Source organism: Bacillus cereus group sp. BfR-BA-01331 (genome assembly GCF_022663915.1).
Taxonomy (GTDB): Bacteria; Bacillota; Bacilli; order Bacillales; family Bacillaceae_G; genus Bacillus_A; species Bacillus_A mycoides.
In genome coordinates this window covers 292,434-304,714 of record NZ_JAKUGJ010000004.1, presented here as the reverse complement: position 1 = coordinate 304,714, position 12,281 = coordinate 292,434, and the positions used below count along the sequence as shown (strand labels likewise).

Below are 12,281 nucleotides of genomic sequence, written 5' to 3'. Positions count from 1 at the left end.
ATATAGCCTCCAAATATTTTTTCTCCATTGTTACTAAATATGATTTTATAGCCTTGATTATGTATGACACGCAAAGTTCAAAATAGTAACATACCGCTAGATGAAAAAAACGTGTATGTAGTGGACCTGTTGAAATAGAAGAAATTATGGAAAAATGAATATCGGGAAGAAAATTACTATTAAAATTACAATCTTAAAAATGAATTTATATATGACTTTATAGAGAATGAACATAAATAAACAGGGAAAATAACTAGGAGGAATTTAAAATGTCGGATTGGTTTCAATTAGATAAAGAATATATGATGCCTACGTATTGTCGTACGAAGGTTGCGATAGAAAGAGGAGAAGGGTGCAAGCTTTATGATGTGGATGGTAAAGAGTATGTAGATTTATTTTCTGGTGTCGGAGTGAACGTATTAGGGTATAATCACCCGAAAATCGTGCAAACGACAATGGAACAAGTTACGAAATCTCTGCATCTCCCATTTCATTTTTTAAACCCAGTTGCGATTGAGTATGCAAAGAAATTAGTTGATTGCTCTTTAAAAAATGGAAAAGTCTTTTTTACAAACTCTGGTACGGAAGCAACAGAAACAACGTTGAAATTAATTGATAAATATAGAGCGAATACGCATGAGGAACGTGAAGGAATCGTAGTGCTGAAGAATAGCTTCCACGGGCGTACGTTAGGGGCACTTCATTTTACGAGACAAGAAAGTGTATATCAAAATTTCCCTAAAACATCGATTCCTGTATATGAAGTAGAGCGCGAGAATATAGAGCAATTAGAAGAAACAATTGTTAAAGAAAATCCGATTGCGATTATGCTAGAGCCTGTATTAGGTAGCGGGGGGATATACCCTTTATCGGGTGAATATTTACATGGTGTTCAAAACTTATGTGATAAATATAATGTCATTCTTATCGTTGATGAAGTTCAAAGTGGTATGGGGAGAACTGGTAAACTATTTGCTTATCAAAATTTCAATATTACACCGGATATTATTCAAATTGGTAAGGGAGCAGGAGGCGGGATACCGCTTGGCGGAATTATTGTAGGTGAAAAGTTATGTGATGTATTTGCACCAGGAGATCACGGCACAACGTTTGCTCATTCTTCAATGGGAACGGCTTTAGGGTTAACGGTTTTAAATACATTGATTGACGATGGTTTAATGCAAGAAGCGTATGAAATGTCACACTATCTAAATGATAAATTGCAAGAAATTCAGAAAGAAAATTCTTATTATATTCAGGAAGTACGTCATGCTGGGATGATGTTTGGAATTAGTTTGAATGATACAAATGAAAACGTAAAGAAACTACAGTTAGAATTAATGGAGAAAGGGATCTTAGTCGATGTTACACAAGGTAACATCATCCGTTTACTTCCTCCATATATAATTACTAAAGAAGAAATTGATGCATTTATTTATGAGTGTATCTCCTGTATTCATAGCTTATCAGCTATAGCGAGTGTTTAAAAAACTTTATAAAAAAGCACCTTATTTTTAATTCAAATAGGAAGAAAATAGGGGTAAAAAAAATAAATTTACGTATTAAAATAAAAAGCTGAAAAAGGTACTCGTATAGCGCCTTCTTCAGCTTTTTAAAATAGTAAATTACTTAACCTAGAAAGCATCTAATTGGACAAATAATTAATTATGTGAAACAATAATAACAGATAAGGAGACGTTGCTTTTCCTTAAGTGCTTCGTATTGAATTTATTCTAGTAAGAGAAGGTGTGCTTAAAGAAGTTAAATTAAATAAGGAGCTGTTTTACTATATGCAACAAAATAATGATTTAAATTTTGAACCTCAAGACGTTAATATTGTCAATTCTAAACAAGCGAAAAAAGCAGTTATTGCTACTGGCATTGGGAATGCAATGGAGTGGTTTGACTTTGGATTATACGCGTATTTAGCGGTAATATTAAGTCAATTATTCTTCTCAGGTGTGGATAATAGTGGTTTGCAACTTGTACTTACATTTGGTACATTTGCAGCGGCCTTTCTCGTTCGACCAATCGGAGGTATTTTCTTTGGTAGAATAGGAGATAAGTATGGCCGAAAGATTGTTTTAAGTACAACTATTATTTTAATGGCACTTTCTACATTATTCATCGCATTACTACCAACCTATGAACAAATTGGTGTATGGGCACCAATACTACTTTTAATTGCTCGAATGATTCAAGGCTTCTCTACAGGCGGCGAATATTCAGGTGCAATGGTTTATATCGCAGAATCTTCTCCAGATAAAAAGCGTGGTATACTCGGTAGTGGTCTTGAAATTGGAACACTCTCAGGTTACATTGCTGCCTCGGTAATTGTTACCATTTTAACGTTATTATTAACAGATGAGCAAATGCTCAGCTGGGGATGGCGTATTCCTTTCTTAATTGCTGCACCAATTGGTTTGGTCGGTTTATATTTACGACGTCATTTAGATGAATCTCCAATCTTTCAAGAGATGGAAAAAGCACAAGAGGAATCTGAAGACAACGAACAATTTTCATTTATGGATATATTAAAATATCACAAAAAAGACTTCTTATTAAGCACAGTAATTGTTGCCTTCTTTAACATTACAAACTATATGATCCTTTCGTATATTCCTTCTTATTTAACACAAGTACTAAAAGTCAAAGAAACAACGGGCTTATTAATTATTTCAATTACGATGGCACTTATGATTCCACTGGCACTTTATTTCGGTAAACTAAGTGATAAAGTAGGTAATAAACGCGTAGTACAAATTGGCTTACTTGGTTTAGCATTATGTTCAATTCCAGCATTTTTATTAATTGGTAACGGACATATTGTAGCCATGTTTGCGGGTATTTTCATTTTAGGTTTCTTCCTTAGTGTATATGAAGGAACATTACCTTCGTTATTACCAGCACTCTTTTTCACCGATGTACGTTATCGTGCGCTTTCTATCTCCTTTAATATTTCTGTATCTATATTCGGTGGTACAACGCCGCTTGTATGTTCATACTTAGTTCATGCTACTGGTAATCCACTGGCACCAGCATTTTATTTAACTGGTGTAAGTGTAATTGGATTAATTGTGTTTAGTGTACTGTTTGTCACAACATCAGGACGTGCACTAAAAGGTTCTTATCCTACTGTAGAATCGAAAAAAGAAGCACATCAAATTGCTAAAGAGGATCCTGAAGAAACACTTTGGTGGCATGAAGAATCTTTAGAAATTGAAGCAGGAAAAAAAGCATAATTTGTGAAAAGCAACGTGGACTTTTACACAAAAAGACTCCTAGTTTAATAGGAGTCTTTTTGTATACATCATTTTCTCTTCTTCTTCAAACTCTTCTGATAAGCATAAAGCTTATGAACCTCTTCCTTAAATTCATGCAGAAGTACAGTGTTTTCACCATTTGAATAACGCACTGCATTATACGCGTCTATAATAATATGACTCTGAATATTTACCTCTTCTTCATCATTAATTCTCTCTAGCCAAGCTTCAACAGTTTCTCCTCGTTCTCGGTTTAAAGGAGGAGATAGCTTACTCTCGAGTTTGAAAATTTCTTTTCGAATTTCGTTATGTGGTGGTTTATTTCGTTTGAACCGTTTTTGGCTAATGCCTTCTTTATCAGTAATGATTGTAGATTCAAAGACAGGCATATTTGGTAAACTCAAATGTTTTCGTTTTTTTACTATTTTCCAAACGACGTAAATAGCGATGGCTGTACAGACTATTATTGTAATGCTATTTATGAGAGTTGGATCAAAAGGACGATGCCCCAGGTCCTCTTTAATTTGAGGATCTTTTAAATTTCCTTTATTCGACCAAAAGTCGTCTGTATCTTTTAATGCAGCTGCCGAGAACAATGGATTTAAAGCATAACCAAATCCTAAGGCAACTACTTGTATGATATAAGAAAAAAGAAGCCGAATATAAGGAAATACCGGAATAAGTAAAGCGCTAATTATTCCAATCGTAATAATAGAAGTGAAACGTAATAGCTGTTGATTACGATTGGAACCTGTTAACCAAAAGGTAATCATAATGTGTAAAGTTAATAGTAACAATTTCCACAATGGTGGAAAGGGGGCATAAAATATAGCTGAAACGACAAACCATACAATACCGCCTAACGATTTTTGTACTGGATATCCCGGTCCAACAGAGTGTACGATAAAGAAAAACAGTGGTAATAATATTGTGCCTAAAATAGAGAAAGGTAGAAATAAAGAACAGCCGATTATTTGAATAACTAACAGTAGTACAAAACCTGTCGTTTTTTTCTTCATAAATTTATGAATAAGAAATACTCCTACATAACCGGTCACTAAAAATATAGCAATACCAATGAGTTCATCTCTTTCCGCTAATAATGAAAGAAGGAGGAGCAGAATAAAGTCATTAACGTGATAGAGCCAAGTTTTCAAGCTTTTCCACCATCCCTTCATTATTAATGAGGAACGTAGGCTGAGATAGAAGAGGGAGCTCCTTTTTCTGCAAACCAATGTATATCATTGTAGATGAGCGTTCCCTTTTTCTCGTTACATAGTGAAGAAATCCTTGTTTCGGAAGTAGCGTACTATCATCTGAAATACGTGCTAATTCTTCTAACGCTTTGGCGTAATGTGTTTGTCCTTCGTTTAATGGTAAAAGCAAAGGGCCGCCTTCTGCTAAAACGCTAATAAATAACTCAAACGGAATTTGATGCTTCGTTGCGTATTGGCAAATGTATGTTGTAAAAGAAATAAGGTCTTCTACATTCTCTTTCCAACCAAACCCACGATCAGCAGCTAAAGAAAGACAAATTGTCCAACTATAATTTTTTACAGGTTCATATTGTTTCGCTTGTAACGCCTGCATTTTAGCAGATGCTTTCCAATGAATAGAGCGGAAAGATTCACGTTCATATCGTTTAACACCGATAATGGATGTTTCATCATTGTAAAAAGAGAAATTCGTTCGATACGAACCTGTTAATAGTTGCTGAAGTTCTTGTAAACCGGCTACCTCTTTAGGAGAAGGGTACACAATAATTTCAGCCTTTAACTTATCGAAAACAGGTAAATGTACAGTTAAAAGATGAAAAGGATCTTTTAAAACACATTCGAACTGTTCAATTTGAAACACACCACGCTTCGTTGCGGTTAATGTTAAATCCCATTTTTGCGCTGAATGAGCAGGTTGTGAAAATGGGAAAGAAAATAACGTTTTTGATATTTGTTCAATCCCTTGATCTTTATGCGGTATAAGAGATGAATTTAAATGAAAATAACAAACGCCGTTAACGAGTGGTATATTTGCACCATTTTTTAAATGAATAAAAAACTGTCCAGATTCATCAGGGAAAAGCCGAGTTGTTTGTTTTTCATTTATAACTTGAAATCGTTTCTCTATGTAAGCGACATATTTATAAATGAAAATCGCAAATAAATAGTAGAAGAAAAAGAGAAACATAATAATTCGTTGCGGCAGAAAAAACGTAAATAGTATAGCGCCTGGCACAGTTAATTGAATAATATGGAGTTGGAAAAATAAAGGTACAGTTACAACGCGCTGTCCATTCATGCTTGTTCAATCTCCACAGGTACGTCAACTTCTTTTAAAATCCTTTGCGTGATTTCATTTTTTGTCGTGCGTAAGGCACCTTCCATCGATAAGACGATACGGTGATTCCAAACGGAAGGAACTAAAAATTGTATATCTTCAGGTGTGCAGTATTCTCTGCCGCGTAAAAAGGCTAGTGCTTGAACCGCACGTACTAAAGCTAATGTAGCACGCGGGCTTACACCGTTAGCAATGTAATCATGATTTCTTGTAGCGTGAGCAAGCTTAATAATGTAATGTTCTAACGGTTCTGATACGAAAATTTCTTTCACTTGTTTCTGTGCTTCTAAAATGTCTTCTAAAGAAATGACAGATGTGACGCTTTCTAACGGTGCATTGTTACGAAAACGGCGCATCATTTTTAATTCATCTTCAGGAGACGGATAACCAATTGAAATCGTCATTAAAAAGCGATCAAGTTGTGCATCTGGAAGAGGGAAAGTTCCTTGTGATTCAATCGGGTTTTGCGTCGCAATAACAAAGAATGGTTTCGGAAGAGGAGTAGACTGCTTTTCAAGCGTTACTTGTCGTTCTTCCATCGCTTCTAACAAACTAGATTGTGTTCTCGGCATCGCGCGGTTAATTTCATCTGCGAGTAGTATATTTGTCATAACTGGTCCAAGTCTTAATTCGAATTCACTAGTTTTTGGATTGAAATATTCAATACCTGTTACATCACTCGGAAGTACATCAGGGGTAAATTGAACGCGAGAAAAATTACCACCAATGCTTTTAGAAATTGTTTTTGCTAGTAATGTTTTTCCAGTACCAGGTACGTCTTCAAGCAGTACATGTCCATCAGCAAGCAGTGAAACGAGGAGTAAATCAATTACATTTTCCTTACCGACAAAAACAGATCCTATGTTTTCTTTTAATTTATTTATCATATGTATCATTCCTTTCAAAATAAAAGTGGATATTTCTATATTTTAACAAATTATTCAGAAAATTGGTATGATTTTTTAATCCGAAGAAATAGATATTTAATTTTAATATTACACTTGCATATTTTGGAATATGATTATACAATATCGTTATACGATATATCGTAAGTCGATATATCATGAAGCGATGTATCGGAGGTAGTTATAATGAATGCGAAAGCGCAAAAATACATTCCATTAACTGAGGCGACATATTACATATTGTTGTCACTTGTAAAGCCAATGCATGGTTATGGAATTATGCAAATGGTAGAAGAGATGACAAATGGGGAAGTAAAACTCGGTCCTGGTACTTTATATGGGAATACGACGAAGTTATTAAAAGAGAAATTGATTGTTGAAGTTGCCTCTACAGACAGAAAGAAGTGCTATGAGTTAACACCGTTTGGGAGAGAAGTGTTAGAGCTAGAGTATAACAGACTGCAGAGATCTGTAAGGAATGGAAACAGTATATTAGGGGAGTGAATGGAAGATGGAGACAAAAAGGGTATTTAAATTTTACGCAGGATGGAGTTTAGAAAAAGAGGAAGCCTTTTTAAGAAAAATGCATCAACAAGGCTGGGCGCTACAAAAGTATAATGTAATGTATACGTTTAAGAAAACTGAGCCGAAAGATGTAATTTATAAAGCAGATTTTAGATTGGTTTATAGAGATTCAAAAGAAAAACAACAAGAGTATTTCGAAATATACGAAATGTCTGGTTGGAAACGCGTAACGAGTTTTACAGGATGGAATTATTTTTGTAAGGAAGTAGAAGAGGTAAATGAATTGCCTGATATATATTCAGACAAGGAAACGAAGATACAAAAGCTTACTGAGTTGTTACAGTTCATTGCAATTATGTTTGCAATGTTAATTCCAGCGCTGTACTTATGTTTTTTTGGAGTATCAGAATCTGGATTATATAAAGGTATGATAGGATTTTTTGTTTGTATATATTTATATATATTTATTAATTTATTTTGGAAAATTAAAAAGTTAAAAAAGGAAATATTGTAACAAATCGTGAAATTTTTAAGAAGATGATTTCGTATTGATTTATGGGAATCATCTTCTTTTGTTATATAAAAAATTCTTTTTGTTCATTCTTTTTTATATAATAAAAACTATGTAATTAAGGCATAGAGCTAACGATAATAAAGATAACACCTGTAACAACACCTAACAAAATCATAAATGATGAGGAAGCTATTAATAATAATGAGCTACCGATTAATATTTTTTTATTAGATTTTTGGTTTTTAAAATGATAATAAAGTAAAAAGCCACAAATAGTTGATCCTATCCATATAAATAGTCCATAGGGAGTCGTTATTTTCTTCCAGTCGAAGATCCAAAAGTAGAGTATGATCATGTGGCAAACTAATAGTAGTAATGAGGATGGAAGCATTAATCTGTTATTAAATATCATTTATTTCACCTCTCTTATGTAAATATTACTAAAAGAGTGTGGAGTTGAAAATATAATATGGAAGTGAATAAGGTTTTCACTTAAAGAAACTACGAGATGAGTAAGAGATATTTCTAAATCAATTTCCATTTTCATGGGAATTTAAATAGAAAAAGAACCATATAAAATTATGAAGGGAGGAGAGTCATAAAATGCAGAGAATGAACAATTATTTTCGTGCTCGTGCGAGTATGGTATACATGATGACTAATAATGAAGTAATGAATCACATTGTTGCTTTTCATATGGATACGAATGGAATGCTCACCTTTGTGGGTTCTTACCGAACTTACGGAAGAGGTACTGGTATAAAGGAAGTTTCTACAGAAACGGCAAACGATGGTATAGATCCTCTAGCATCACAAGGTTCTCTGACTTTGTCCCGTGATGGTCGTTTCCTATTTGCAGTTAACGCAGGCAGCCATAGTATCAGTAGTTTTATCATAGCAGATAACGGGGTGCCGACTTTCGTGGATGTAAAGTCATCAGGAGGTGCTCAGCCCAATAGCATTGGTGTGTATGGTAATCTTCTCTATGTCTCCAATGTAGGTAATGCTGCAAACAATTTTGCATCAAATATTACTGGATTTCACATAGATGATAAGGGAAACCTTACACTTATTCCAGGATCCACTCATGCTCTCAGTACCTTTAATGCTCAGCCCGCACAAGTTCTCTTCACCCCGGATGGTAGTAAAATTGTTGTCTCCGAGCTTACATCAAACCATCTCAGTGTCTTCCATGTAAATAAAGATGGTACGGTTACAGGACCAATTGTTAATGATTCTTACGGTAAAGGCCCATTGGGTGCTTACTTTCTATCGTCCGGAATTCTCTTAGTTACAGAAGCAGTTTCAAATGCGTTGTCATCTTATTCATTGAGCAATGACGGTACTCTTCATGTAATCAGCGGCTCTGTACAAAACGGATATAAAACTGCCTGTTGGGTTATAACAACGAAGGATGAACGTTTTGCCTACACTACGAACACTTTAAGTGGCACCATCTCCACCTACCAAATCGCCCCCAATGGAGTAGTGTCAGTAGTAAGGCATATTACTAGTACACCGCCGGGGACGGCACCGGGTCTTCCGATGGATGTTGGAGTGAGTAAAGATGGACGATATTTTTACACCCTTAATGGAAATCAGGGTACAGTGTCAGTATTTAATATTCAAAGTGATGGTAGTCTAGTAAGGTTGCAGGTTGTTGCTTCATCAAATTTTCCTTACTTTGGGTCGCAAGGCTTAGCTGTTCTTTGATTCTATTGGGCCGCTATATTTGTGTGGAAAAGAAAAATATATGACGGTGTATGAATAGTAGACATGTAGATGAATTAGGAACCTTTGATTAAACAGCAATTGTCCACCTTGCTTATGTAAAATGGAAAAACCCCCTATAGAAAATTGATAGGGGGTAGGGAAATGTTTAAGAGAAAGACTGATTTTGAGCCGGTTTAATAAATTGCTCTGGGTTTTCAACAAGCCCGCATACAGCACATTGGACGCGGTAAGTAGGTCCTTGATAAGCCATATGAAAAGCGTTCATCGTTTCATTCGTGTATTCTTCTTCTACATGACCAGTTTGTGGATTTAATTTTACTGGTTTTACTTGTTGCTCAAGAATATTAAAGCGCGTTCGGTTCGTTTTACAGCTTGGACATAGCATTGGTTCCATATGTATACACCTCCATTTGTAGCATTTCTTAAGCGGTATGATTTTATGCAAGTAAAAAAACTTTCTCAATATAAATAGGTGTTTATTATATTTAAAATTCAGAAAAAATAAAATATAATAAATGTAAGAACTGGTTATGTCCAAACCAAATCTCCTGTTTTATGCCAATAAGCTGGGGGGCCGAGAAATCGGCCTCATTTTTTTGTGCTCATCTCAATAAGGTACAAGGTTTTTAAAAACATTTGTCGAATTTTTAGAGGTGAAGGTTAAGGGGGAATAATTATGAACTTAAAAATGAAATACATTATTTTATATGTAGAAAAGTTTGAGCAATGTCTTCAGTTTTATAAAGAAATTTTAAGATTGCCAATAAGAGCAGAGCACGGTACATATATTGAATTTGAAACAGGAGCAACAGTTTTAGCGATGAATACACGAGAGGATGTTAAGGAGTTAACGGGACTACCTCTTACAGAAGGTGTACTACAATCTTCTCATTTTGAGTTAGGGTTTGTTGTAGAAGATGTAAAGGGAACGATTGAGAAATTAAAAGAACAAGGGGTTAAAGTTCTAGTTGAGCCAATCGTAAAACCGTGGGGACAAACAATTGCTTACATTGCCGATCCAGACGGTAATTATATTGAAATTTGTAGTTCATTAGAATAGAAGGAGAAAAAGAGGATGGGGTTTCCAAAATTAGAGACAGAACGTTTACTATTAAGAGAACTTACACTGTTAGATGCAGAAACGATGTTCCATTATTTTTCAAAAGAATCCGTTATTCGTTATTTTGGGATGGATGCTTTCGAAAATATTGAGCAAGCGAAAACGACAATTCAAACGTTTAGAAAGCGTAATGAAGAGGGAAGCGTATTTCGCTGGGGAATAGAGAAGAAAGGAACGGATCAATTAATTGGTACGTGTGGGTTTCATTTAATTAACAATCATCATAAACGAGCTGAAATTGGTTATGAGCTAGATGATACACATTGGGGGCAAGGATACGCAACCGAAGCACTGCAAGCAATGTTAGCTTACGGATTTGAAACGTTGCAATTTATAAGAATTGCAGCTGTCGTATATATAGAAAATGAAGCTTCCCGTAATTTATTAACAAAAGTCGGATTTCAAGAAGAAGGATTACTTCGAAAATATATGATTCAAAATGATGTTGCTCATGACACGGTCGTTTATTCATTATTAAAAGAAGATTGGAGTAAGTAATGAGCACAAATGAAATAATGAAGGTTATTAAGGAACATAAAGATAAGCGATTTATAATAGGTATAGACGGACTAAGTCGTTCGGGTAAAACAACATTGGTTAAAAAATTAGAAGAAAATATGAAACGAAGTGGAATCTCGTTTCATATTTTTCATATTGACGATCATATTACCGAGCGTAACAAGCGATATAATACAGGATTTGAAGAGTGGTATGAGTACTACAACCTTCAATGGGATATTGATTGGTTGCTGCGAAACCTTTTTCAAAAGTTACAAAGCGACATTGAATTAGAATTACCTTTTTATCATGATGAAACAGATTCATGTGAAATGAAAGAAATACAGCTTCCTTTAGTAGGTGTAATAATTATAGAAGGAGTTTTTCTTCAGCGAAAAGAATGGAGAGATTTCTTTCATTATATGGTGTATTTGGATTGTTCGAGAGAGACAAGGTTTCTACGTGAAAGTCCAGAAACGCAGAAGAATCTTTCAAAATTTCAAAGTAGGTATTGGAAAGCTGAGGAGTATTATTGGGAAGCGGAATCGCCGAGGGATAGGGCGGATTTAGTAATACAAAATATATAAAAATGTAAGTAAGTACAAAATAGAAGGTGTATAAAATGAATATATTATGGGATTTTGATGGGACGTTATTTAATACGTATCCAGCATATACAATGATGCTTTCTGAAATATTAGGTGATGCAGTAGATAAACAAGAAATATACAAAAACTTAAAAATATCATATTCCCACGCAATTCAGTATTACAACATTTCAAGTGCGCAGGAAGAAAAGATTAAGGTTTTGAAGAAAAAGTTTACTCCAAAAGATATGAAACCATTTGAAGATGTCGAAGAGATTTTGAAATTTGCACATAAAAACGTGATTATGACACATAAACATAGGGCAGGAGTTATGGAAATCTTAAAATATTACGGCTGGGACAAATACTTCGTCGATATGGTTACAATTGACGATGGTTTCCCCCGAAAACCAAACTCTTTAGCTTATGATCATTTACATAAAATGCACAATATTGATTTAGCAATTGGAGATAGAGAGTTAGATTTATTACCTGCAAAGGAATTAGGCATTTCCACGTGTATGTTTCAGGGGAAGTGTGATGTAGCGGATTATTCTTTATCGCATTACTCTGAGTTTTTTAAGGTAGTTATTGATAGAGATAAGGAGCTTTCTTTATAAATAGTTTGAATAACCCTCTACTGTTTTCTCGAAAAGTAGAGGTTATTTTCTATGTTTTATAAAAAGCTAAAGCGGATTAATTCTTTCAATTATATAGAAGGAGATTGTTATAACAATTTGAATTATATAGCCATAGATGAATTTGTAGATGGGAGATTGTGTTTTTGTTATTTTTTATGTA

Annotated in this window: 14 protein-coding genes; 9 read left to right on the top strand and 5 right to left on the bottom strand. The window is 34.5% G+C overall.

Features of this window, described 5'->3' with window-relative positions; all coding sequences use genetic code 11:
• Window positions 1-269 precede the first annotated feature (269 nt).
• Window positions 270-1,487, top strand: coding sequence for an aspartate aminotransferase family protein (locus tag MR155_RS10390; RefSeq protein WP_242309583.1), 1,218 nt, complete (start codon window positions 270-272; stop codon window positions 1,485-1,487).
• Between the two features lie 303 nt (window positions 1,488-1,790).
• Window positions 1,791-3,242, top strand: a complete 1,452-nt coding sequence (locus MR155_RS10385; RefSeq protein WP_012261183.1) for an MFS transporter — start codon at window positions 1,791-1,793, stop codon at window positions 3,240-3,242.
• Between the two features lie 68 nt (window positions 3,243-3,310).
• Here the strand turns inward: MR155_RS10385 and MR155_RS10380 are convergent, their stop codons facing one another.
• The 3 genes from MR155_RS10380 to MR155_RS10370 are packed head-to-tail and all read right to left on the bottom strand — an operon-like array spanning window position 3,311 to window position 6,484.
• A complete protein-coding gene (locus MR155_RS10380) occupies window positions 3,311-4,420 on the bottom strand; it encodes a DUF4018 domain-containing protein (RefSeq protein ID WP_242309581.1) in 1,110 nt (369 codons plus the stop codon).
• On the bottom strand, window positions 4,395-5,558 hold the full coding sequence (locus MR155_RS10375) for a DUF58 domain-containing protein (protein WP_219302864.1): 1,164 nt from the start codon (window positions 5,556-5,558) through the stop codon (window positions 4,395-4,397). The genes MR155_RS10380 and MR155_RS10375 overlap by 26 nt, the downstream gene beginning before the upstream one ends.
• A complete protein-coding gene (locus MR155_RS10370) occupies window positions 5,555-6,484 on the bottom strand; it encodes an AAA family ATPase (RefSeq protein ID WP_002127937.1) in 930 nt (309 codons plus the stop codon). Before MR155_RS10370 ends, MR155_RS10375 begins: the two co-directional genes overlap by 4 nt.
• Window positions 6,485-6,688: 204 nt before the next feature.
• On the opposite strand from MR155_RS10370, the gene MR155_RS10365 reads away from it, so the two are divergent.
• Both MR155_RS10365 and MR155_RS10360 read left to right on the top strand, forming a co-directional pair.
• Entirely contained in the window at window positions 6,689-7,006 is a 318-nt protein-coding gene (locus MR155_RS10365) for a PadR family transcriptional regulator (protein WP_000991891.1), read from the top strand.
• Window positions 7,007-7,013: 7 nt separating this feature from the next.
• Window positions 7,014-7,541 (top strand): DUF2812 domain-containing protein, encoded by a 528-nt coding sequence (locus MR155_RS10360; RefSeq protein WP_107886698.1) that lies wholly within the window; start codon window positions 7,014-7,016, stop codon window positions 7,539-7,541.
• A gap of 115 nt (window positions 7,542-7,656) precedes the next feature.
• Here the strand turns inward: MR155_RS10360 and MR155_RS10355 are convergent, their stop codons facing one another.
• Window positions 7,657-7,953, bottom strand: coding sequence for a hypothetical protein (locus tag MR155_RS10355; RefSeq protein ID WP_242309579.1), 297 nt, complete (start codon window positions 7,951-7,953; stop codon window positions 7,657-7,659).
• A gap of 191 nt (window positions 7,954-8,144) precedes the next feature.
• Between MR155_RS10355 and MR155_RS10350 the strand changes: the two genes are divergently transcribed.
• On the top strand, window positions 8,145-9,254 hold the full coding sequence (locus MR155_RS10350; protein WP_242309577.1) for a lactonase family protein: 1,110 nt from the start codon (window positions 8,145-8,147) through the stop codon (window positions 9,252-9,254).
• Between the two features lie 166 nt (window positions 9,255-9,420).
• On the opposite strand, the gene MR155_RS10345 is transcribed toward MR155_RS10350, so the two are convergent.
• A complete protein-coding gene (locus tag MR155_RS10345) occupies window positions 9,421-9,669 on the bottom strand; it encodes a hypothetical protein (protein WP_002013535.1) in 249 nt (82 codons plus the stop codon).
• Window positions 9,670-9,951: 282 nt separating this feature from the next.
• On the opposite strand from MR155_RS10345, the gene MR155_RS10340 reads away from it, so the two are divergent.
• From MR155_RS10340 to MR155_RS10325, 4 genes are read left to right on the top strand one after another with little or no spacing between them, the layout of a single operon-like run.
• A complete protein-coding gene (locus MR155_RS10340) occupies window positions 9,952-10,335 on the top strand; it encodes a VOC family protein (RefSeq protein ID WP_113937591.1) in 384 nt (127 codons plus the stop codon).
• 15 nt (window positions 10,336-10,350) lie between these two features.
• Window positions 10,351-10,893 (top strand): GNAT family N-acetyltransferase, encoded by a 543-nt coding sequence (locus MR155_RS10335; RefSeq protein ID WP_219302857.1) that lies wholly within the window; start codon window positions 10,351-10,353, stop codon window positions 10,891-10,893.
• On the top strand, window positions 10,893-11,480 hold the full coding sequence (locus tag MR155_RS10330; protein WP_219302855.1) for a kinase: 588 nt from the start codon (window positions 10,893-10,895) through the stop codon (window positions 11,478-11,480). Before MR155_RS10335 ends, MR155_RS10330 begins: the two co-directional genes overlap by 1 nt.
• Window positions 11,481-11,515: 35 nt before the next feature.
• On the top strand, window positions 11,516-12,100 hold the full coding sequence (locus MR155_RS10325; RefSeq protein WP_088039644.1) for an HAD-IA family hydrolase: 585 nt from the start codon (window positions 11,516-11,518) through the stop codon (window positions 12,098-12,100).
• Window positions 12,101-12,281: the final 181 nt, after the last annotated feature.

Coding starts and splice junctions, on each gene's coding strand:
- MR155_RS10390 (WP_242309583.1), top strand. CDS start 270: ATGTCGGATTGGTTTCAATTAGATAAAGAATATATGATGCCTACGTAT.
- MR155_RS10385 (WP_012261183.1), top strand. CDS start 1,791: ATGCAACAAAATAATGATTTAAATTTTGAACCTCAAGACGTTAATATT.
- MR155_RS10375 (WP_219302864.1), bottom strand. CDS start 5,558: ATGAATGGACAGCGCGTTGTAACTGTACCTTTATTTTTCCAACTCCAT.
- MR155_RS10370 (WP_002127937.1), bottom strand. CDS start 6,484: ATGATAAATAAATTAAAAGAAAACATAGGATCTGTTTTTGTCGGTAAG.
- MR155_RS10365 (WP_000991891.1), top strand. CDS start 6,689: ATGAATGCGAAAGCGCAAAAATACATTCCATTAACTGAGGCGACATAT.
- MR155_RS10360 (WP_107886698.1), top strand. CDS start 7,014: ATGGAGACAAAAAGGGTATTTAAATTTTACGCAGGATGGAGTTTAGAA.
- MR155_RS10355 (WP_242309579.1), bottom strand. CDS start 7,953: ATGATATTTAATAACAGATTAATGCTTCCATCCTCATTACTACTATTA.
- MR155_RS10350 (WP_242309577.1), top strand. CDS start 8,145: ATGCAGAGAATGAACAATTATTTTCGTGCTCGTGCGAGTATGGTATAC.
- MR155_RS10345 (WP_002013535.1), bottom strand. CDS start 9,669: ATGGAACCAATGCTATGTCCAAGCTGTAAAACGAACCGAACGCGCTTT.
- MR155_RS10340 (WP_113937591.1), top strand. CDS start 9,952: ATGAACTTAAAAATGAAATACATTATTTTATATGTAGAAAAGTTTGAG.
- MR155_RS10335 (WP_219302857.1), top strand. CDS start 10,351: ATGGGGTTTCCAAAATTAGAGACAGAACGTTTACTATTAAGAGAACTT.
- MR155_RS10330 (WP_219302855.1), top strand. CDS start 10,893: ATGAGCACAAATGAAATAATGAAGGTTATTAAGGAACATAAAGATAAG.
- MR155_RS10325 (WP_088039644.1), top strand. CDS start 11,516: ATGAATATATTATGGGATTTTGATGGGACGTTATTTAATACGTATCCA.